The sequence below is a fragment of the Marivita sp. genome, assembly GCF_965656765.1.
Taxonomy (GTDB): domain Bacteria; phylum Pseudomonadota; class Alphaproteobacteria; order Rhodobacterales; family Rhodobacteraceae; genus Marivita.
In genome coordinates, this window is record NZ_CBFHLV010000017.1 from 15,310 (window position 1) to 37,024 (window position 21,715).

General features: G+C 57.5%; 21 protein-coding genes and 1 tRNA gene. 11 read left to right on the forward strand and 11 right to left on the reverse strand.

Annotation, left to right across the window (positions count from 1 at the left end; genetic code table 11):
* The first annotated feature begins 13 nt into the window (after positions 1–13).
* From ACTG4M_RS07070 to ACTG4M_RS07110, 9 genes are read left to right on the forward strand one after another with little or no spacing between them, the layout of a single operon-like run.
* The gene (locus tag ACTG4M_RS07070) at positions 14–760 is read left to right on the forward strand and encodes an amino acid ABC transporter ATP-binding protein (protein WP_439122946.1); all 747 of its coding nucleotides are present in this window, start codon (positions 14–16) and stop codon (positions 758–760) included.
* A 1-nt stretch (position 761) separates the two neighbouring features.
* Positions 762–1,445, forward strand: coding sequence for an amino acid ABC transporter permease (locus tag ACTG4M_RS07075; protein WP_439122947.1), 684 nt, complete (start codon positions 762–764; stop codon positions 1,443–1,445).
* A 3-nt stretch (positions 1,446–1,448) separates the two neighbouring features.
* On the forward strand, positions 1,449–2,114 hold the full coding sequence (locus tag ACTG4M_RS07080; protein WP_439122948.1) for an amino acid ABC transporter permease: 666 nt from the start codon (positions 1,449–1,451) through the stop codon (positions 2,112–2,114).
* A 19-nt stretch (positions 2,115–2,133) separates the two neighbouring features.
* Entirely contained in the window at positions 2,134–3,063 is a 930-nt protein-coding gene (locus ACTG4M_RS07085) for an N-carbamoyl-D-amino-acid hydrolase (protein ID WP_439122949.1), read from the forward strand.
* Complete coding sequence (locus ACTG4M_RS07090; RefSeq protein WP_439122950.1) at positions 3,060–3,704, forward strand: flavin reductase family protein; 645 nt, start codon at positions 3,060–3,062, stop codon at positions 3,702–3,704. The genes ACTG4M_RS07085 and ACTG4M_RS07090 overlap by 4 nt, the downstream gene beginning before the upstream one ends.
* Positions 3,701–4,636 carry a dihydrodipicolinate synthase family protein gene (locus ACTG4M_RS07095; protein ID WP_439122951.1) on the forward strand — a complete coding sequence of 312 codons (936 nt, stop codon included), beginning with the start codon at positions 3,701–3,703 and terminating at the stop codon, positions 4,634–4,636. Before ACTG4M_RS07090 ends, ACTG4M_RS07095 begins: the two co-directional genes overlap by 4 nt.
* 30 nt (positions 4,637–4,666) lie before the next feature.
* Entirely contained in the window at positions 4,667–6,115 is a 1,449-nt protein-coding gene (hydA, locus tag ACTG4M_RS07100) for a dihydropyrimidinase (RefSeq protein WP_439122952.1), read from the forward strand.
* A complete protein-coding gene (locus tag ACTG4M_RS07105) occupies positions 6,112–6,762 on the forward strand; it encodes an aspartate/glutamate racemase family protein (protein ID WP_439122953.1) in 651 nt (216 codons plus the stop codon). Before hydA ends, ACTG4M_RS07105 begins: the two co-directional genes overlap by 4 nt.
* Positions 6,763–6,765: 3 nt before the next feature.
* Positions 6,766–7,716 (forward strand): LysR family transcriptional regulator, encoded by a 951-nt coding sequence (locus ACTG4M_RS07110; RefSeq protein WP_439122954.1) that lies wholly within the window; start codon positions 6,766–6,768, stop codon positions 7,714–7,716.
* Positions 7,717–7,732: 16 nt separating this feature from the next.
* On the opposite strand, the gene ACTG4M_RS07115 is transcribed toward ACTG4M_RS07110, so the two are convergent.
* From ACTG4M_RS07115 to ACTG4M_RS07125, 3 genes are all read right to left on the reverse strand, one after another.
* Positions 7,733–9,778 (reverse strand): FAD-dependent oxidoreductase, encoded by a 2,046-nt coding sequence (locus ACTG4M_RS07115; protein ID WP_439122955.1) that lies wholly within the window; start codon positions 9,776–9,778, stop codon positions 7,733–7,735.
* A 264-nt stretch (positions 9,779–10,042) separates the two neighbouring features.
* A tRNA-Asn gene (locus ACTG4M_RS07120) sits at positions 10,043–10,117 on the reverse strand.
* Positions 10,118–10,187: 70 nt separating this feature from the next.
* Positions 10,188–11,099, reverse strand: coding sequence for an MBL fold metallo-hydrolase (locus tag ACTG4M_RS07125; protein WP_439122978.1), 912 nt, complete (start codon positions 11,097–11,099; stop codon positions 10,188–10,190).
* Positions 11,100–11,192: 93 nt separating this feature from the next.
* Here ACTG4M_RS07125 and ACTG4M_RS07130 point away from each other — a divergent pair, with 93 nt between their 5' ends.
* Positions 11,193–12,491 (forward strand): ATP-binding protein, encoded by a 1,299-nt coding sequence (locus ACTG4M_RS07130; protein WP_439122956.1) that lies wholly within the window; start codon positions 11,193–11,195, stop codon positions 12,489–12,491.
* A gap of 249 nt (positions 12,492–12,740) precedes the next feature.
* Entirely contained in the window at positions 12,741–13,103 is a 363-nt protein-coding gene (locus tag ACTG4M_RS07135; RefSeq protein ID WP_439122957.1) for an acyl-CoA thioesterase, read from the forward strand.
* Between the two features lie 2 nt (positions 13,104–13,105).
* Here ACTG4M_RS07135 and ACTG4M_RS07140 read toward each other — a convergent pair whose 3' ends face one another.
* The 8 genes from ACTG4M_RS07140 to ACTG4M_RS07175 all read right to left on the reverse strand — a co-directional run bounded on the left by ACTG4M_RS07140 (position 13,106) and on the right by ACTG4M_RS07175 (position 21,620).
* Positions 13,106–15,316: a PAS-domain containing protein gene (locus ACTG4M_RS07140; protein ID WP_439122958.1), complete on the reverse strand. Its 2,211-nt coding sequence runs from the start codon at positions 15,314–15,316 to the stop codon at positions 13,106–13,108.
* Complete coding sequence (locus tag ACTG4M_RS07145; RefSeq protein ID WP_439122959.1) at positions 15,303–16,499, reverse strand: FIST N-terminal domain-containing protein; 1,197 nt, start codon at positions 16,497–16,499, stop codon at positions 15,303–15,305. The genes ACTG4M_RS07140 and ACTG4M_RS07145 overlap by 14 nt, the downstream gene beginning before the upstream one ends.
* Positions 16,500–16,541: 42 nt before the next feature.
* Positions 16,542–17,225, reverse strand: coding sequence for a response regulator (locus ACTG4M_RS07150; protein WP_439122960.1), 684 nt, complete (start codon positions 17,223–17,225; stop codon positions 16,542–16,544).
* A 122-nt stretch (positions 17,226–17,347) separates the two neighbouring features.
* On the reverse strand, positions 17,348–18,637 hold the full coding sequence (locus ACTG4M_RS07155; protein ID WP_439122961.1) for a branched-chain amino acid ABC transporter permease: 1,290 nt from the start codon (positions 18,635–18,637) through the stop codon (positions 17,348–17,350).
* Positions 18,634–19,644: a branched-chain amino acid ABC transporter permease gene (locus ACTG4M_RS07160; RefSeq protein WP_439122962.1), complete on the reverse strand. Its 1,011-nt coding sequence runs from the start codon at positions 19,642–19,644 to the stop codon at positions 18,634–18,636. Before ACTG4M_RS07160 ends, ACTG4M_RS07155 begins: the two co-directional genes overlap by 4 nt.
* Positions 19,644–20,012, reverse strand: a complete 369-nt coding sequence (locus ACTG4M_RS07165; protein WP_439122963.1) for a hypothetical protein — start codon at positions 20,010–20,012, stop codon at positions 19,644–19,646. The genes ACTG4M_RS07160 and ACTG4M_RS07165 overlap by 1 nt, the downstream gene beginning before the upstream one ends.
* 1 nt (position 20,013) lies before the next feature.
* On the reverse strand, positions 20,014–20,844 hold the full coding sequence (locus ACTG4M_RS07170) for an ABC transporter ATP-binding protein (RefSeq protein ID WP_439122964.1): 831 nt from the start codon (positions 20,842–20,844) through the stop codon (positions 20,014–20,016).
* Positions 20,844–21,620, reverse strand: coding sequence for an ABC transporter ATP-binding protein (locus ACTG4M_RS07175; RefSeq protein ID WP_439122965.1), 777 nt, complete (start codon positions 21,618–21,620; stop codon positions 20,844–20,846). The genes ACTG4M_RS07170 and ACTG4M_RS07175 overlap by 1 nt, the downstream gene beginning before the upstream one ends.
* Between the last annotated feature and the right edge of the window lie 95 nt (positions 21,621–21,715).

The window sequence follows — 21,715 nt, forward strand, 5'->3', positions numbered from 1 at the left end:
TGACTGGACTTACATGACCAAACCGACCCCATCGCTTGATGTGCGTGCCCTGCGCAAGAATTTTGGCACGTTCGAAGCGTTGAAAGGCATCGATCTTACTGTGTCGCACAGCGAATTGGTGTTTGTTCTCGGTCCGTCCGGTTCGGGCAAATCGACCATGCTTCGATGCTGCAATCGTCTTGAGGAACCTGACTCGGGTGACATCCTGCTTGAAGGCGACGCGGTGACTGGCCGCGGGGTGAACATCAACGCGATCCGGCAGCGGATCGGCATGGTGTTTCAGTCGTTCAATCTGTACCCGCATCTTAGCGCGCTCAACAACGTTACGCTTGCGCTGCGCAAGGTGCAGGGCATGTCTCGCCCCGATGCCGAGGCGCGTGGGATGGAGGCGCTCGCACAGGTTGGGTTGGCAGACAAGGCGACCAATGCCCCAGCAGAACTGTCCGGCGGTCAGCAACAACGCGTGGCAATCGCGCGGGCCTTGGCGCTTGAACCGAAAGTGATGCTGTTCGACGAACCCACCTCAGCGCTTGATCCCGAACTGGTCGGAGACGTGCTAGAAGTGATGCGCGATATGCGCACCGCGGGCATGACAATGCTGGTGGTTAGTCACGAAATGAAGTTCGCCCGCGATGCGGCGGATCGCGTGATTTTTATGGACGACGGCCAGATCGTCGAGCAAGGACCGCCCGAACAAATCTTCGGTGCGCCCCAACACGACCGCACCAAGGCGTTCCTGTCGCGGGTTTCGGATCACTGACATGACCCAGTGGGAGCGCTTCCTCGATACGTTTTTCAATCCCGAAGTGCTGGCGCGCTATACCCCTGACATTCTAGCGGGGGTCTGGGTCACGGTGCAATTGTCGTTGCTTATCGTGGTCGTTGGGATCGGGCTTGGCACTGCTTTGGCCATGCTGCGCGCCTACCGCATTCGACTGCTGTCGGCTCTCATCGTGATCTTCGCGGATGTCTTCCGCGCCATTCCGCCGTTGGTTCTGATCCTGATTGCGTTCTTTGGTTTGCCCAACGCGGGCTTGTTCCTATCCAGTTTCGTCGTTCTTTTTCTGGTGTTGACCCTGACACTCGGGGCTTTCGCAGAAGAGATTGTATGGGCGGGGATCACCTCGGTTGATCGCGGCCAGTGGGAGGCGGCCCGGTCCACCGGGCTCGGCTTTACCGGGACGCTGATCTGGGTGGTGATGCCGCAAGCACTCCGTGTTGCCATCCCGCCGATGACAAATCGCGCGATTGCCATCACCAAGATGACCGCGCTTGGTACTGTGATAGGGGTTCCTGACATCCTAAATCAGGCAACCACGGCCCAAAGCTTTTCCGGTAATGCGTCACCATTGATGCTTGCAGCCATCGCGTATGTCCTGCTGTTCCTGCCTCTCGTCATTCTGGCCCGTTGGCTGGAAAGCCGCTTTGCATGGCGGAAGGCGTAGGGCATGGACCAGATGATCGAACAATTCTTCAACGTCGAGATCATGATGGCCGCGTGGCCGATGATCCTGCAGGGCTTGGGGATGACGCTGCTTATCTGTCTTGCAGTGATTCCGATGGGATTGGTTGGCGGATTGCTGGCCGCGCTGGGATCAGCCTCGAAAACACGCTGGATCAGGTGGCCGGTGATCGCGTTGGTGGATTTCTTTCGCGCCATCCCGCCGCTGGTGTTATTGATCTTTGTCTATGCCGGATTGCCTTTTGCCGGGCTTCAATTGTCGCCATTCATGGCAGTTGTGATCGCCTTTTTTCTCAATAACTCAGCCTATTATGGTGAAATCTTCAGAGCTGGCATTCAGTCCGTCGGCTACGGTCAAAGTGAGGCGGCACGGTCCACTGGCCTGACAGCTCCGCAGACACTGACCTATGTCGTTTTACCTCAAGCGGTGCGCAACGTGTTGCCCGATCTCTTGTCCAACACAATTGAGGTCATCAAGCTCACATCGCTCGCGTCGGTCGTGTCGCTGGGCGAAATGCTCCATGCCGCCGATATGGCGCGGTCAATCACCTATAACGCCTCGCCCATCGTGCTGGCAGCTCTTGTCTATCTGGTGCTGCTTTGGCCGCTGGTGCGCGTCGTCAGCCGCTTTGGCAGAAGTTTGAACGCATGATCAACCAAGGAGAGTCACTATGCGGGAAATCGTGATCGGAGGCGCGCAGCTGGGTGCAATCCAAAAGGCCGATACGCGCAAAGCGGTTGTGGATCGCATGCTCGCGCTGTTGCATCAGGCCAAAGGCGCAGGGTGCGATCTGGTGGTTTTTCCTGAACTGGCGCTGACCACATTCTTTCCACGCTGGTATATGGAAGACCAAGCCGAGGTCGATACATGGTTCGAAAGCGAAATGCCGAATGACGCCACCCGCCGGCTGTTCGATGCGGCTAAGGCGGCAAACATGGCGATCAGTTTTGGTTATGCTGAAAAGACGCCGGACGGCCATCACTTCAACACGTCTATCCTGACAGACCGCGACGCGAATATCATCGGCAAATACCGCAAGGTGCATTTGCCGGGGCATTCGGAATTCGACACTGAACGCGCCTTTCAGCACTTGGAAAAGCGCTATTTCGAACCTGGCGATTTGGGCTTTCCCGTCTGGCGCAACATGGATGCGATGATGGGGATGTGCATCTGCAACGATCGCCGCTGGCCCGAAGTGTACCGCGAGATGGGTTTGCAGGGCGTTGAGTTGGTCATGCTTGGTTACAATACGCCGTCGGTGAACAGCCAGATGTCGGACGAAGGTTTGGATAAGCGGCTTTATCATTCTGACCTGTCGATGACCGCCGGGGCCTATCAAAATGCCACTTGGGTTGTGGGTGTTGCCAAGGCCGGCGACGAAGATGGCCATCCGCTTATGGGCGGGTCGATCATCGTTGATCCAAACGGCTATGTCATGGCGCGCGCCGAGAGTGAAAACGATGAACTGATCGTGCATGCCTGCGATATGGACGCGTGCAATTTCGGCAAAAGCACAATCTTTGACTTTGGCCGTCATCGCCGGATCGAGCATTATCAGCGGATTGGCACGCAAACTGGCGTTGTGTTGCCCGACGCATGACCGACCTTTTGGATCTGGACAGCATCAGCGCGCAGGATCGCTACAAGCTGCTGTCGGCGCTTGTCATTCCGCGGCCTGTGGCATGGGTGACGACAATGGATGCCCAAGGTATTGTCAATGCAGCACCCTATTCGTTTTTCAACGTGTTCGGCCAAGACCCGGCGCTGATCATTCTGGGTTTGCAGCACAAACCCGATGGCAGCCCCAAGGACACCACGCGTAACATCGACGCGACGGGGGAATTTGTGGTCAATCTGGCAACGCCCGCTCTGGTCGCGGATATGGTGGGCACGGCAGCGTCCTATGATCCGGGGGAAAGCGAACCCTCTGCGCTTGGTCTGAAACTGGCCCCGTCGGGTCGTGTCAAACCTCCGCGGCTCGCGGATGCGCCGGTTGCGATTGAATGCGAACGTATGATGGCGCTGTCGCTTAGCGCAGAGCGGTCGATCCTCTTGGGTCGTGCTGTTGGCCTGGCAACTCGTGACGGATTGGTGGACGCAAACACTATGTATGTCGATTGGGCAGATGATTATCCGGTCGCGCGGCTTTTCGCGGACCGATATGCTCGGTTGGAAGATATCGAACGGCACAGCATACCAGAGCCGTATCGATCCAACACCACAAGGGAGGACGACACATGACACAACGGATCGACAGGCAGTCTGAAGGCGTGTTCATCATCGCCGCGACACCGTTTTCAAGCGACGGTGCGCTGGATTTGGACAGCACCGACCGGATGGTTGATTTCTACCTCGACTGTGGTGTGTCGGGTATGACCATCCTTGGCATCATGGGCGAAGCGCCCAAGCTGTCTGGCGAGGAATCGGCAACCTTTGCCAAGCATATTCTGGAACGTGTCGCGGGCCGGGTGCCTGTTGTGGTCGGCGTGTCCGGTGCGGGGCTCGATAATATGGCGCGGCTGTCGCACAGCGTGATGGATGCAGGCGCCGCAGGTGTTATGGTCGCTCCGATGCCGGGGCTTGCGACCGAGGTCAAACTCAAGGGTTATTTCGCGCAGGTCTGCGCGGCGCTTGGGTCGGATGTGCCGGTTTGCCTGCAGGATTACCCACAAACCACAGGCGTGCAGTTCAGTGTCGAGACGATCCTCGATCTGACCCGGGATCATGATCAGATTGTCATGCTTAAACACGAAGATTGGCCGGGGCTTAACAAGCTGTCGCGGGTGCGGGCGGAAACAGGAACCACCGATACGCCGCGTTTGTCGATCCTGACGGGCAACGCGGCCTTGTTCCTGCCGCAGGAACTGCAGCGTGGTGCGGATGGCGCGATGACAGGCTTTGCCTATCCCGAGATGCTGGTTCAGGTGGTGGCGCGGCACAAAGCTGGAGATGTGGAGGGCGCGGAAGACCTGTTCGATGCTTATCTGCCCATGGTGCGCTATGAACAGCAGCTGGGGATTGGCCTCGCAATTCGTAAGGAAATTTTACACCGGCGCGGCGTGCTGGCCGCGCCAAAGGTGCGCGCGCCTGGACCGTCGATGACACAGGCAGATCATGACGAACTGACACGGCTGATGAACAGGCTGGACCGGAAACTGGCGGCGCTGGGATAAGCCCGTTGGCGCAGACAACAGGAGAACACCATGCACCATGATCTGGTGATCAAGGGCGGCACATTGGCCACCGCATCTGAAACCTTTCGCGCCGATATTGGTATCCGCGACGGCAAGATCGTCACATTGGGCTATGACCTGACGGGCGATGACATGATCGATGCCACCGACAAGCTGGTTTTGCCGGGCGGGATCGAAGCGCACTGCCATATCGCGCAGGAAAGCGGCATGGGGCTGATGACCTCGGATGACTACGAAACCGGCTCGATCTCGGCTGCGTTTGGGGGCAATTCATGTTTTGTTCCCTTTGCCGCACAGAAAACCGGGCAAAGCGTGGCAGACACGCTGGCCACGTATGATGGCCGCGCCGCGCCAAAATCGGTCATCGACTATTCCTATCACCTGATCCTGACGGACCCGAACCCGGATGTGCTGGCTGAATTGCCTGAAGTGTTTGACCGGGGCATCACGTCGTTCAAGGTGTTTATGACCTATGCCACCCGTGTCAGCGATGCGCAGTTTCTGGACATCCTGACCGTTGCGCGCCGTCACGGTGGGTTGACCATGGTGCACGCTGAAAACCACGACATGTTGACGTGGATGGCAACGGCCTTGGCCGAAAAGGGCTATACTGATCCAAAGTTTCACGCGCCCGCGCGCCCGGCTTTGGCCGAGGAAGAGGCGATCAACCGGGCGATCAGCTTGTCCAAGTTGACCAATGCGCCACTGATGATCGTGCATGTGTCCACGCCCAAAGGCGCGTCACTGGTCGCCGAAGCGCGCGCTGACGGTGCTTACGTGTTCGGCGAAACCTGCCCGCAATACCTGTTCCTGACTCGTGATGATATCGACCGTCCGGGTAAGGAAGGCGCGAAATACATCTGCTCGCCGCCTTTGCGCGACAGTCATACGCAAGATGTGCTTTGGCGGCATATCGCGGGTGGCACGTTCAGTGTCGTGTCTTCGGATCACGCGCCATACCGCTTTGATGACAGCGGCAAGTTCGCCAACGGGCGCGATGTTGATTTCCGCAAGATTGCCAACGGCATGCCAGGGATTGAGATGCGCTTGCCGCTGCTGTTTTCCGAAGGGGTTGTGAAGGGCAGAATCAATCTTAATCAATTCGTTGCTTTGTCCTCGACCAATGCCGCGCGTCTTTATGGGATGCACCCGACAAAGGGCACTTTGGCCATTGGCGCGGATGCCGACATCGCTATCTGGGATCCGACCGAAACTCGTATCGCGGGCGCAATGCATGATGCGATGGACTACAACCCGTTTGAAGGGATGGAGGTTACTGGCTGGCCAGTCACCGTCCTCACGCGCGGACAGCGCGTGGTAGATCAAGGGAAACTGGTCGCAAAACCGGGCGATGGGGCGTTTGTCAAACGCGGTCGCAGTGATCTGTCTGGGCTGACCGGGACGCGGTTGCCTGAGACTGACCCAACCACCAATTTCGGTGCGGAGATCCTGACATGAGCGCGCCCATCGTGGTCATCAACCCGAACTCCAATCAGGCGGTGACGGATGGGCTCAAGGATGCGCTTGCGGCGTTTGATCTTCCGGGTGGACCGGACATTGAATGTTTGACGTTGGCCGAAGGGCCTTTTGGCGTCGAAAGCCAGCTCGACTCTGACAGTGTTGTCTTGCCACTGGCGAAACTGGTGCAATCACGTCCCGACGCCGGGGCCTTTGTGATCGCGTGCTACTCTGATCCGGGGCTTGATGCCTGTCGCTCTGTCGTGCCGCAGCCCGTGTTTGGCATTCAGGAAAGCGGCGTTCTTACCGCGATGGCGCGGGCCGACCGGTTCGGTGTGATCGCGATTGCCGAAGCGTCGGTTCAGCGTCACCGCCGCACGATGGCGCGGATGCAAGTGCTCGACCGGTTGGCGTGTGAAATTCCGCTGAACATGAGTGTCGATGAAAGCGCGCGCGGCGAACGGACTTTCGAACGGCTGGTCGAGGTTGGAACTACGCTGAAAGAGCAGGGGGCAGGGGCCATCATTCTTGGGTGTGCGGGCATGGCGCGGCACCGACCTGGGCTTGAGGCCAAGCTCGGGATTCCGGTGATCGACCCTACACAGGCAGCTGTGGCCATGGCGCTTGGCGCGCTGTTTGCAGGCTGAGGGATGCGCGTCACCCGCAAGAACGATCTGTCGTTGCGATTGCTTGAAGTGTTCGGGTCGGTGATGTTGCACCGCACAACCGTGGATGCCGCCGAAGACCTTGGTGTCAGCCAACCGGCTGTGTCTCTGTCCATCAAACAACTTGAAAAGCAACTGGGGTTCAGCCTTTTCGAGCGACGCAGCCAGCGGCTTCAACCCACCGAAGAGGCCCGCAGCCTGTTTGCGCGGGTCGAGCCTGTGTTGCTGCAACTGCGGTCGGTGGAAACCCATGTGCAGGATCTGCGCAATGGAACTGCGGGCAATCTGCGGATCATGGCCACACCGCCCTTGGGGCATTCGGTGATCCCCAAGGTTCTGCGCAGCTATTTGGCAGACCGACCCGGTGTGACGGTAGAATACGACGTCCGCCGGATGGAGCATGTGATCGAAGAGGTCGAGGTTGGCTCTGCCGACTTGGGGCTTGTGTTAGGTATGGAAAGCCATCAGGCCGTCGATGTGCGGGTACTGCAATCCGAACAGATGGTCGCGATGGTGCCGTCCGACCATCCGTTGGCACAGGCCGAGGTGATTACACCCAAAGACTGCGCCACACATGGGCATATCGGACTTGATCAGGTGTCCCGCCTTGGCGTGCTTCTTCGCTATGCGTTTCAGGCCCATGGAGTGCCCTATCTACCGCGCGTTATTGTCCGATATTGCCACACATCCGCTGTTTTGGGCAGTGTCGGGATGGGCGTTGCCATAGTGGACCGCTTTACCGCGCTGTCGATGGCTGATCATAGCTTGGTTGTGCGTCCGTTTGTGCCGGAGATCCGCGTAGGGGCCTGTCTTTTGACGCGACCGGATACACCTTTGTCCCGGCTCGCGTCCGGCTTGGTTGACGCTTTGGAAGCCGCGCTCGTGCACTACAGCGCCGAAGGCTGGGGGGACCGGGGGCAGAGGTTCTCGACCTGAAAAGGTTGGGTGCCTCTCAGATATCCCTGACCAGCCTCAGCGCGTCGTAGATCGCCGCATGTGTGTTGCGCGCGCTCACCGCATCGCCGATGCGGAACAATTGAAACGTGCCAGCTTGATCCAGCTTCAAGCTTTGCGCACGTCCTTCGATCAACGCGTCGTAATCCACTGCGCCGCTATTGGACGACAGCGGTTTCAGGTCGAAATACAGATCATCGAGCGGCATGGTCCCGTAGTTTACAACCACCTGATCGTAGGTCTTTTCATATGTGTGGTCGCTGTAATCGGTACCGATCACCGCCTTGAGCATGTTGCCCTCACGCTGCACGTCCCGAAGGCGTCTGGTGACAGTGAACGTCACGTCCTTGTCCTGAAGTGCGCGCATATAAGGCACGAGATTCATTGCCATGATATCTGGTGCAAAGGTGCGATCCGGGGTCATTACCTCAACGGTGCTGCCCGAATTGGCGGCAACCTCGGCAGCCATCAGTCCGGGATGATCGCCGCTTTCGTCATAGATCAAAATATTTTGAGCTGGTTTGACGTCGCCCGCAATGATGTCCCACGTGGTCACGACAAGTTCTTGGTCGCGGCCTTGTTCGAAAAGCTCGGTGTTGGGCAGCCCGCCGGTGGCGACGATCACCACGTCCGGGTTCAGCGCGATCACATCGGTCACATCGGCCCAGGTGTTGAAACGGAATTCCACGTCCCGCGCCGCACATTGCGCCATACGCCAGTCGATGATGCTGATCATCTCGCGACGGCGTGGGTTTTGGGCTGTCAGGCGGACCTGACCACCGGGATCGGGTTGCGCCTCAAACACGGTCACTGCGTGGCCGCGCTCTGCTGCGACGCGCGCGGCCTCCAACCCGGCTGGTCCCGCACCCACGATCACTACCTTTTTGCGTGTTGCAGCAGGCGTTATGTCGTGCGGCATAGTCAGTTCGCGGCCCGTGGCCGGATTGTGGATGCACAGCGCTTCACCCGCCGCATAGATGCGGTCAAGACAGTAGGTGGCGCCGACACAGGGGCGAATGTCATCCTCGCGACCTTCGATGATCTTTTTTACGATATGTGGATCGGCCATGTGCGCTCTGGTCATGCCGACCATGTCAAGCAACCCGGCCTGCACCGCATGACGGGCGGTTGCCACATCAGGGATTTTGGAGGCATGGAAAGTCGGCATGCCGGTCGCCGCTTTGACCGCCCCCGCGAAATCCAGGTGCGGCGCGTTTTTCATGCCTTGCACGGGGATCACGTCGGTCATCGCCGGATCGGTATGAATGCGCCCCCGGATCACGTTCAGAAAATCAACCATGCCGGTGGCCGCCAGCCGTTTCGAGATCTCGATCCCGTCATCTGGAGTGATCCCGCCCGCCTCGGCCTCGTCGGCGGTGTAGCGGAGGCCAATCAGAAACTCGCCGCCGACTCGTTTACGGATGCCTGTGAGCACGTCCATGAGCAGCTTCATTCGGCTGTCGAGCGTCTGGCCCCCGTAAGGCCCGTCCAGATCATTGGTCAGCGGTGACCAGAACTGGTCGAGTAGGTGACCGTATACCTGCAATTCGATCCCATCCATGCCGCCAGCTTTCATCCGTTCCGTGGCGTCGGCGAAGTCAGAGATGATGCGTTCGATGTCCCAGTCTTCGGCCAGTTTGGGAAACGCCCGGTGCGCTGGTTCGCGGTGTCTTGACGATGACACCGACGGCAGCCAATCGCCCTTGTTCCACGCGGTGCGACGGCCGAGATGGGTAAGCTGAATCATCACCGCGCACCCGTGATCGTGACAGGCGTCAGTCAGTTGTCGGATCCACGGCACCACCTCGTCTTTGTAGGCAAGGATGTTGTTGAACACTGGCGGGCTGTCTTTGGACACAGCCGCCGACCCGGCGGTCATCGCCAATGCAACCCCCGCTTTGGCGCGTTCGGCATGATACGCGGCGTAGCGTTCTTTGGGCATGCCATCCTCGGGGTAGGCGGGTTCGTGGCTGGTGGTCATGATGCGGTTGCGCAGGGTCAGATGTTTAAGCTGATATGGCTGCAACAGAGGATTATTCGACATGGGAGGCTCCGCAAGGTGATGACCAAGCGGTGACCTAAATGTGCATCCATGTCAAAGGGATACGCCGTCAATAGATGCGCATAGTTTTGCGATCCCGGCATCGGATATCCGGCCAAACGCACGTTTTGAACCGCCTGTCGACGACGCAATCCCTGGCGGTCGACGTGCTGTTTGAACGGGGACGTGCTCCCAACAAGGAATATACCAAATCTTCCACAATCCGCGGACGCAGACCAATCTAAGCGATTGTTTTCTAGGAAGTTTTGGCTCCGGCGGTAGGGATCGAACCTACGACCAATTGATTAACAGTCAACTGCTCTACCGCTGAGCTACGCCGGACCACGACGTGGGGTGTAGCAACAGTGGTGGGGCGCGTCCAGAGGGTTTTGTGAAAAAAATGCGTTCGGTGTCAGATCAGTTTGAATTGGGCGTCTGCGTGCAGATTTCCAATTGGCTTGACTTGATTTTTCATATGTAAATCAAAAAGATGCGCCAAAACGTTACGTGTGGCAGCTGGCAAAAGAGCTGCCGGAGTTTCGGTGTAGATACGAGCAGCGAGGGTGGCGCTGGTCGCGGGGCCATCGTTGAGTGCTTCAAGCACTGCAGATTCCCGTGACATACGGTGCGCGATCAACCAGTCGAGCCGTTCGGACGGGGCGGAAATAGGGGCGCCGTGGCCGGCATGGAAAACTGACCAGTCCTTGGCCCGCAGACGCCGACATGAGGCCATGAAGTCGGTTAGGTCACCATCCGGGGGCGATACCAATGAACTGGCCCATCCCATCACAAGATCGCCGCAGAACAGTGTTTTATTCCACGCAAAGCTTAGGTGATTGCCGAAATGCCCCGGTGTGTGGATGGCGCGCAGGGACCAATCCGTGCTGGAAACCTCATCACCATCGGCAAGACAGATGTCGGGAACAAAGCTCTCATCAACTCCTTCGCCGCCACCAATCAAACCGGATTTGGCAAGTTGTTGCATCACCACGCTACGTCCGCCGGATGCATCAGAGAACGCATACACGGGCGCATCGACTTTTTGGGACAATGCCTTGGCCAAAGGGGAATGATCGATATGGGCGTGCGTGACCAATATCGCGGATACATTATTATTACCAATAGCTTGCAGAATGGCGTGAAGGTGTGATTCATTCTGTGGGCCTGGGTCGATGATCGCCAAATCGCTGTCGCCCAGCACATAGGTGTTGGTTCCCCGAAACGTCATTGGAGACGGGTTCGGCGCCAGAACCCGGCGTAAACCGGGGGCCATGGTCTCGGCAACACCGGGCGCCGGGCGGAAATCGGGTTGGGGATCTTGCATCATACCGGCAACAGCAACAGCGCTTGCGGGGAAATGCAATCCCTGTCGCGCAGGGACATTCCGTTTTCCCAGAGTGTGGAGTAGCGTGGCTGCATGACATTTGACTGGCTCAAACGCTATATGCCACGCGGGCTTTACGGGCGTGCTGCCTTGATCCTCGTTTTGCCGGTGGTCACATTGCAACTCGTTGTGTCTGTGGTGTTCATCCAGCGCCATTTTGAAGGCGTGACTGAACAAATGAGCCGTGAGATTTCGCGGCAGATCAACACTGCGCTTGATCCGCGATGGGTGGATGACCCGGCTGTTGCGCAATCGCTGAGCCTTGATTTCCTGCCGACTTCGTTAGGGGACATGCCAACCGAAGATTTGCGCCGCTGGTACGATTTTTCGGGCATCGTTTTGATCCGTACGCTGCGATCCCATATTGCAGGGTTCGAACGTGCCCATCTGGTGGACGATTGGACAGTCTATGTCTGGGTTGCACGTGACGGTGAGCCTCTCAAAAAGATCGAATTCGCTCGCGAACGGGCATCGGCGGCGAACCCGCACCAGTTGCTGGTCAATATGGTGGTGTTCGGCGCGTTGATGACGCTGATCGCCTATCTTTACTTACGCAATCAATTGCGACCCATCACCCGGCTTGCTGGCGCGGCCGAGGCGTTTGGTCGGGGCCGCAACGTGCCCTATTCGCCCTCAGGTGCGGTCGAGGTGCGGTCTGCTGGGCATGCGTTTCTCGACATGCGCGCCCGGATCGAGCGACAGATCGAGCAACGCACGATGATGCTATCGGGGATCAGCCATGATCTGCGCACCCCACTGACACGTTTGCGTCTGGCAGTTTCGATGCTGTCGGATGAAGATCGTGAACCGCTCGAGCGCGATATTGACGATATGCAAAAGTTGATCGACGCGTTTCTCGATTTCGCGCGGGGCAATGCTGACAGTGCGCAGCCTGTCGTCACGGCTTTCCCCGATTTTGTTCAAGGGGTGGTTGACGACTGCGCACGCGCAGGCACGCCAGTTGAACTGGTCGAAACGGTCGGTGAGGGTGATGTGATGCTACGGACGATGGCAATGCGGCGCGCGATCGAGAACCTGATTGGTAACGCGGAACGCTATGGCTCTTGCTGTGAAGTATCGGTTGCTTTGACGGAAAAATCCCTACGCATTCGGATCGAAGACGATGGCCCGGGCATTGCCGCTGATCAACGGGACGCAGCTGTGCGCCCATTTGTACGGCTTGATCCTGCGCGCAACCAAGACAAGGGATCAGGCGTAGGCCTTGGCCTCGCCATCGCAGCAGACATTGCTCGTGCGCATGGCGGCGTGCTGCGCCTTGGTGAAAGTGACAAGATGGGCGGGCTCCGTGCGGATATTGTGATCGCTCGGTGATCGGCATTCTGCAGGCGCATCTACGACTTTTGTCGTGCCAATATGATGGGCGAGCTTAACAAAATAAGTTGAAATGTTCATGGTTGTTCTGGAATACAATGGAATACCGAGCGGGCCATCCGCTGGTAAGGACACAAAAAGACGACTTGTACAGGACGATCCGGGATGCCGGCATATAAATATGTTCATGACGTAATGCTTCGCGATTGCGAAACCTCGGGCATCGTTTTCTTGCCCCGGTACTTTGACATGGTACACACCGTTATCGAAAACTGGCTGGACGAGGCGCTGGATTGGCCGATGAGCCAAATTCAGGGAAGCGATGGGCTGTCCTTGCCCTTTGTGAATATCACGGCTGAATTCCCCGCACCAAGCCGTTTGGGTGACCGTCTGAAATGGCGGCTGTCTGTGCGTGAACTGCGACGTAGCAGCATGTGGCTTGAACTCAGCGCAACAACCGGCGCTGAGACGCGCGTGTCCGTCACGGGTACGTTGGTTCTGTCCGAAGCAGTGGCTCTGCGCACCCGCCGCTGGCCTGACACGATTGCGGAACGCGTAAAAGACTATCTGGTGTCACCAGAGGCCGAGACCGGAAGGCAAGTGGCCGAGTAAGCCTAGATCGCAAGTTCGCGCGCGGCGGCATAAAGGAATTCGATCATTTTGGTCCGGTCCAGAGGTTTGAGCAGCAATTCAACCTCTAGCCTTTTGGTTTCCTGCCGCAGATAGGCCGACCGCTCAGCTGATACGATGGCGCAGGGCAGGCGGCCCAGACGGCGGGTCAGCTCCTCGTACAGTTCGGTTCCCGTTGCGCCGTCGCCAAGTTGGTAGTCCAGCAATAATGCATCTGGAGTAATTTGCAGGTCTTCCATCAGATCAAGTGCGCTTTCGGCGTCTTCGCTTTCAATGACGCTGACGCCCCAGCTTTCGATTAAAATTGACATTGCGCGCCGGAGTTGTGGGTCGTTTTCGACCAAGAGAACGATCAAACCAGATTTGAGCAAGCTCATCGACGACGCATTGCGCGACTTTGCCGGAGCGTTTGGCTGAGCATGTCGTGCCAGCGGGACGTTCAACATAAAGCACGACCCGCGCCCGACTTCCGACCAAAGCCCAAGCGGATGGCCCAGTCGCGCACAGGCGCGTTCCACGATGGCCAAGCCCAAACCCAGCCCGTCATTGTTGCTGGCCTTCGTGTCCAAACGGCGGAACTCTTCAAAGATCGAATTTTGATCCTCTTCGGCAATGCCAGGCCCGGTGTCCCAAACCTCGATCCGCGCGGAATCGCCGTTGCGGCGGGCCCCGACCACAATACGGCCTGTGTCTGTATAGCGGATCGCGTTGGTCAGCAGGTTTTGGACGATCCGGCGCAAATACGAGGGATCGGATTCGACCACATGCGAGCTGTCCACAATACGTAAAGTCAGGCCCTTTTGCGCAGCCATCATTTCCATCTCATCGCGCAGCGGGTCAAAGATTTCGCGTAGAGCGACCGGGCGAATGTCGAAACTCAATCCGTCCGTTTCCAGCTTTGAAATGTTCAGCAGGGCGTCGATGATCTGTTCAGCGGCACCCAAGGCGGTTTCAGCTTTTTCAAGCACAGCCTGTTCGTTGGGTGTTTCAATCTTGTCCGACAGCGACGCCATAAACAGTTTCGCAGCGGACAACGGCTGCAACAGGTCGTGGCTGGCTGCTGCCACAAACCGCGATTTTGATGCGTTGGCCCGTTCCGCAGCGCTGAGTGCGTCTTCAAGCTCAAGCGTGCGTTCCATCACGCGCTGTTCAAGGATTTCGTTCAGTTCGTATAGTTTTTGCGCAGCTTCACGTTCTGCTGTCACATCGGTGCACGAAATCACGAAGCCCCGGTCTGGCATAGCGCGGCCAAAGATGTGCAACACAATACTGTCGCCGCGCTGCACTTCAAAAGACACGGGCTGTCGCAAGCCATCTGCCAAGGCCCAGCGTCGGAAAGACGCGCGGTCGATCCCGCGGGTGAACTGGAATTCGTCGTCCAGATCATCCAGCAATCCAATAAACGATGCCCCGATCCGCAGTCTCCGTGCTGGGATCGCCAGCAGACTGCCCAGCTTTTGGTTCCATCCGGCCAGGCGCGCGTTTTCGTCGAAGATACACACGCCTTGGTTCAGGTGATCCAGGGTCGCGCGGATCATCCGCGTTTGTTTGTCCCGCAGCTTGGCCTGTTCCTGCCGCTCGAGGCGCATGATGTCAGTGATATCGGTCTGAAGCACCACCGTGCCACCATTTGCCGTGCGGTGCTCTGACACTTGTAACCAGCGGTCCTGCGTCAGTTGCACATTGAACATCACACGCCGGTCTTTGTGGCGCTGACGGCGCAGTTTTGACCACGTATTGCGGTCTTGGTGCTCGGGCAGGTGTAAATAGGCAGATCGGCTAACACGGTCCACATAGCTGTCAAAGGCCAAACCGGGCTTAAGGTCTCCTGCTGTATCGCGGAAATCCCGGCAAAAGCGCGAATTACACATGACCAGATCATCATCCGGGTCAAAAAGGGCGAACCCTTCCGAGATCGTCTCGATCGCATCGGCAAGGTTGCGGCGTGCAGCTTCGGTTTCTGCGTTCGCGCGGCCAAGCTGCGCGTTCGCGTCATGCAGCAGGTCAAGCGTGCGTTCAAGTTCAAGCGTGCGTTCGCGGACGCGTTTCTCAAGCAGTGCCGCACGTTCGAACTGGGCGTAGGCCGCGCCTGACTGCGATGTCCCGTATTCCACCCGCCGCATCAAACTGTCCGCAATCTTGAGCAGCTTTTCGTTCTGGCGTTCTAGACTGTCGCCGGGGTCAATCAGGGACACGGGTCGCCTCGTCGGTCAAAGGGGGATAAATCGCCACGCCGGTCAGCGTCTGGTTCACATGCAGCGCGCCGATCTGTTCGCCATAGGTTGAAAACCCAACCACGTTGTGTGCGCTTAGCACGTCTGAAACCGCACGCGTTTTTTGCATGCGGCCCGCTTCGATCCGGCGCAAGATGCAGTCGCAGCCCAAAATGAACTCGGGCTTACCATGTTTCGCCAAATCGGTCAGCCCACGATCCAGATGGGCGACAATGTCGTCATGTGTGGCCAGCGTCAGGACCATGCCTTCGTTGATGGCCGAAAAGAACACCAGATCGTGGTTCTCTTTGACCTGTTGGATCGCCCGCACGTGGTGCGCATCGCCTAGCCTGACAACAACAGGATGCTCGGCGAAGGTAAACTGATCCAACTGCTGTGGATCGAGTCCTAGAAGCCGCGCATATTCAAGCGCTGCAGGTTCAGCGTTGATTTCATGCACAACCCGTATGTCCGGGGAGGCCGATGTCACCACCATGCGTTTGTCGGTTGGAACAAGATGATCAAGGCTGAACACACGCACCGGCCTGTCACATCGCGCCACCACGACGATTGCAGCGTTCTTCATGACGACACCATTGCGTGCGAGCCATGTCTGTCCAAACCGTGTGCCATCCCCAGACGATCCACCAAACAGGGGAGTCGGCCCAAGACCGGCTGATAGGAACGCGGTCAATTGTTCCTCGCGCAAGCTCAAGCCATCGACCATGAGAAACGCAAATTCCGATGTCCAGCCAGGTGTTGCTTGGGTCAGCGTCAAACGCGCGTCGATCAACGTATCAGCAACAGACTGTTCGTCGATTTTATCAAGATCAACAATAGCGTAGGATGCAGTTTTAAAGTGATCTTTGCGAAAGGCCACAGCAATGATCTGATCGTCCTCATAGCCACCACGGCCAATTTCTCCGGCAGTTGTGCATGCCACTACATCCGCATCACCAAACCGGTGTGCAGTTGCAGCGACCAATGCATCAAAGTCTGCCTCTGGAGACACAAACAGACAAACAAGCTCGAATGGTCCCAATCCAAGTTGTTCGGCTATTTGGTCTGCAGAGTCGGGATCATCACAGCGCACTTGCGCCACTGCGATAACCTCTTCGGCGGTCTCAGAACGTATGGTCTCAGGAAAAACCCTGCTTCCTTCCACTCTTTGGTTCCCAAGTGTTGGCTATCAGGGATGATAGGAGGATCAGACGTCGCTTGGCAAGACTCGGTTAAAGCGTGCTTCTTGTGCGATCAAAACGGCTTGGGTCCGACTGTGAACACCCAGCTTGCGCATGATCGCCGTGACATGAGCTTTGACCGTGGTTTCGGCAATCGACAGATCAAACGCGATTTGCTTATTCAGCTTGCCTTCGCAGATCAGGTTCAGGATGCGCGCCTGTTGGTTTGTGAGCGAAGCAAGTCGCGACAACGCTTCTTCCGGGGCATCACGATTGTTGTCCTGTCCCTGCGGGTCGATGTAGCCATCAGGTACAAAAGACTGTCCTTGACGCACCGCATCAAACGCTTTGCGGAACACTGCGCGCTGCGAATGCTTGGGCACAAAGCCGTTGGCCCCAGCCTTGAGAGCATGGCTGATCATCCGATTGTCTGCCATCGAGGACACGATCAGGATGGTCGATTTCGGTGTCGCTGTGCGCAGCCGCACAAGACCGTCCAGACCGTTCACATCTGGCAGGTTGAGATCAAGCAGGATCAGGTCAAATTCATCTTCGGCATTTACCTTTTCCAGAGAGGCATCGAGTGTGCCCGCTGTCTGGATCTCCGCGAAATCCGCAATTGATCGAAGTGTCAGCATGAGCGCGTCACAGAACAACGGGTGGTCATCCACCACCAATGCGGTCAGCGCGGCTGTCGGTATGTCTCGCATTGCTCTGCTTTCTTCTGTCGTTCGTTCGGCAGACGCGGCGCACACCTGCCATGTCCCTCCAGATTAGGTGTTTTGCTCTGCGCCGTCACTTGCCGAAAGGTCTCATACCGGCGTGCCTGGCTTCAGCGCTCTGGTAAGAGCCCTTTTGGGTTCAACCTGAGCACCAGAAGCAGGATAATCCCCATGGTCAGCAAACGCATATGTTGCACGCTGTCCATAAGATGCGCCTTAAGCCATGAACCATCCGCCATACCTGCAGTGATCAATGACATAATCAATTGTCCCATCGGTTCGACCTGCACCCAAAGGAACCAGATCAGAAAACCGCCCAGAACTGCGCCAAGGTTGTTACCAGACCCGCCAACAATCACCATCACCCAAATGAGGAACGTATACCGCAAGGGCTGATAGCTGCCCGGTGTCAGCTGCCCATCCAGCGTCGTCATCATGGCCCCCGCAACCCCGCAGATGGCCGAGCCAAGAATGAACACTTGCAAGTGCCGCGCAGTGACATCTTTGCCCATAGCCCGCGCCGCGGTCTCATTGTCACGGATCGCGCGCATCATACGGCCCCACGGGCTGTTCAGCGCCAATTGCGACAGGACCAGCAGCACGATCAGAACAGCGGCAAACAATAGCCCGTATTCCAGTTTAACGTACAACGTGGACGCAGTCGTTCCGTCCAGCCCGAACTCAGCTGCGCGCTCAACAAAGGCTGGGTCATTTTGCAGATCGACCTCATACGGCACAGGGCGGGGCAGGCCGATCACGTTCTTAACCCCGCGGGCCAGCCAATCTTCGTTCTTTAAGATCGCAATTACGATTTCGGCGATGCCAAGCGTTGCGATGGCGAGATAGTCCGACCGCAAACCCAGCGCCGTTTTGCCGATTACATAGGCTGCACCAGCGGCCAGCACGCCACCAATAGGCCAGGCCAGCAACACCGGCAGGCCCAGCCCGCCCAAATAGCCCGCCAACGCAGGGTCCACCGACTCAACCGCGTGAACGGCGGGGTCCAGCACCATGCGGTAGACCACCATTCCCACAAGCAGAACCGCCGCCGTGCCCCAGCCGCGCAGCTTGCCGCTAGTGCGCGACCAGACCAGCACCGCCGCCACAATAGTCGCAGCGCCAAGCACGAGGCCCAGCAGGATACTCCCGCCGCCAGCCTGCCAAGCAGCGCCCACAGGCGGCATGGAAATCAGTACAACTGCAAGTCCGCCAAGCGCAACGAACCCCATCACACCGACGTTGAACAGTCCCGCCAGACCCCATTGCAGGTTCACGCCCAGCGCCATTACCGCGCTGATCAATCCCATGTTCAGGATCAGCAATGCCGAGTTCCAGCTTTGCAGAAATCCGGTGCCCAGAATGAGACAGGCCACAGCCGCGAAAAGCAGAACAGTTCTCATAGCGATTTCCCCCGGAACAGACCGGTCGGCCGGAACAAAAGCACAATCACAAGGATCACGAAGCTGACCGCGAACTTGTATTCTGTGCTCAGGATCTGCACCAATCCGTCAGGTTCGAGGGCAGGGGGCATGAGATAGACCAGTACTTTTTTCCACGCATAGGTGATCCCGACCTCGGAAAACGCGATGACAAAGCCCCCGGCGATGGCGCCCAAAGGGTTGCCCAAACCACCGACGATGGCCGCCGCAAAGATTGGCAAGAGCAGCTGGAAATAAGTGAAAGCCTTGAACGATTTGTCCAGCCCGTAAAGCACACCCGCCACTGTGGCCAGGGACGCGACGATCAGCCAAGTCACAAACACCACCCGTTCGGGATTGATGCCCGACAATAGTGCCAGATCTTCGTTGTCGGAAAAGGCGCGCATGGACTTACCCGTGCGTGTCTTGTTCAAGAACCAAAATAGCACCGCCACTACGACAACGGCCGTGATCACCGTGATCACTTGACTTGTGCGCAACGCCAAACCCTCGGCCAACCCCGTCAATTCTTTGAACTCGCGGGCCGAAATCACGAAACGTTCTCCATCGGCAAAGCGGTGGTCGTCTGGCCCGATGATGATGCGCGTAAAGCCGTTATAGATGAACATCACACCCATAGACACAATTACAAGGATCACCGGTTTGGCTTTCTGCGCGCGGTAGAACTTGTAGACGTACTTGTCGGTCAAAAGCACCAGCGCTGTCGCACCCGCGATGCCAAATGGGATCGCCAGCAAAGCTGTTGGGAGGGGACCAAGGCTGACCCCCATCGCCTGCAAACCCCATGTGGTTAGCACCGCAAACATGGTGCCCACCGCCATTGTATCGCCATGGGCAAAGTTGGAGAACCGCAGGATTCCGTAGATCAACGTCACCCCTAGCGCGCCGAGCGCCAACTGACTGCCATAGGCAATCGCCGGGATCAGGACAAAATTGGCCAAAGCCACGATGCCGTTCAGTACGTCCATTATTCCATGACCTCGCAGGTCCCCTGATAGGTGATGGTCATCGGTCCTTCGAGATGAACCGTGTACCGCGCCGTGCCGTTGTCTGACGCCGAGATCACGTGCAGAGCGGTGTCGCCGACAAAGATTGTGTGTCCGGGACCGTCTTTCCGAATGCCGGTTCCGCGCAAGGTCTCCGAGCCTGTTTGCAGGACTAACCCGCTCTCGGCTTCCGGATCCGCCGTGATTGTCACATCATATTCGGTCGACGTGCAGTCTTCACCCTCAAAGCACTCGGTGTTAAAGCGGCATACTGTTTCCATCGCGGCAGCAGGGTTTGACGACACAAAGAGACAAGCCGCTAGCAGTGTCTTCGATTTGGCAAATTTCATGTCATCCTCCCAGGAACGACCGGCGCACGTCCGGGTCGGCCAAAAGATCTTTGCCAGTGCCGGAATAGCCATTCGCGCCTTGGACCAAAACATAGCCTTTATCCGCGATCTCAAGCGCTTGGCGGGCGTTCTGTTCAACCATCAGGATTGAAATGCCTGTGCGCGCCACTTCAATAATCCTGTCAAACAGCTCGTCCATAACGATGGGTGACACCCCCGCTGTTGGTTCATCCAGCATCAGCACCTTTGGCTGGGTCATCAGAGCGCGGCCGACGGCGACCTGCTGGCGCTGACCACCAGACAACTCTCCAGCGGGCTGATTGCGTTTTTCGCGCAGAATCGGGAACAGTTCGAAGACCTGCTCCATCGTGGTGCGGTAATCGTCTTGGCGAATGAACGCGCCCATCTCGAGGTTTTCTTCAACCGACATCGATGTGAAAATATTCGAGGTCTGGGGTACAAACCCCATCCCGTGGCGCACTCGCGCTTGTGGAGTCAGTTCCGTAATGTCCTGACCGTCCAGCAACACGCGACCCTTGCGCAGATCGAGCATGCCGAACACTGCCTTCATCGCCGTCGACTTGCCCGCACCATTGGGGCCGACGATCACAGCGATCTCACCACGCTCCACCGCGATGGTGCAATCGTGCAAAATGTCCGGGCCAGCTTTGCCGTAGCCACCTGTCATGTTCTCACCAATCAGGAAAGGACCGTCTTTCCCGGGCATCGGATTCGGCTGCGTGCCCGACGCGGTCAGCGTCCCCTGACCATGCGAATTGGTAACTGACGCGTCTTTGTTCCCGCGATCGTCCTGATACGGGGTGCTGCTCATCACACCGCTTCCTTGTTCTTGAGCCCGGTTCCCAGATAGGCCTCAATCACGCGCTCGTCTGCCTTGATCTCGTCAATTGTGCCTTTCGACAGGACTTTGCCTTCGGCCATAACAATCACCGGGTCGCAGAGCCGACCGATAAAATCCATGTCATGCTCAATCATGCAGAACGTGTAGCCGCGTTCCTTGTTCAGGCGGATGATCGCGTCACCAATGGTATTGAGAAGGGTTCGGTTCACCCCGGCACCGACTTCGTCCAAAAAGACGATGCGTGCATCCACCATCATGGTACGGCCAAGCTCTAACAGCTTTTTCTGACCGCCCGAGACCTGACCGGCCTTGTGATCGGAAAGATGTTCGATGGTCAGAAATTCCAGAACCTCGTCCGCCTTTGCCCGCAGTGCGCGTTCTTCATTGGCGATGCGCTTGCGTCCGAACCATGTATTCCAGAGCGTCTCACCGGTTTGGTTGCCCGGCACCATCATCAGGTTTTCGCGACAAGACATAGAGCTGAACTCATGCGCGATCTGAAATGTGCGTAGCAGACCTTTATGAAACAGCGTGTGTGGCGCAAGGCCGGTGATGTCTTCGCCACCCATGAAGACGTGACCTGAGGTTGGTGGAAGAACGCCCGCCACCACATTGAAAAGTGTGGTTTTTCCTGCTCCGTTTGGCCCAACAAGACCGGTGATCGATCCGGTCTCGATCTCGAGCGTCGCACCGTCAACTGCGCGAAAGCCGCCAAAATGGCGGTGAAGGTTTTTCACCTCGATCATCGTATATCCCTGTGGCGGTGTGTTTTTGGCCGCTCTTGATAGTGAAACGGCGCGAGAAAATTCCCGCGCCGCTTGATTGTTTGGTTGCGCAACCG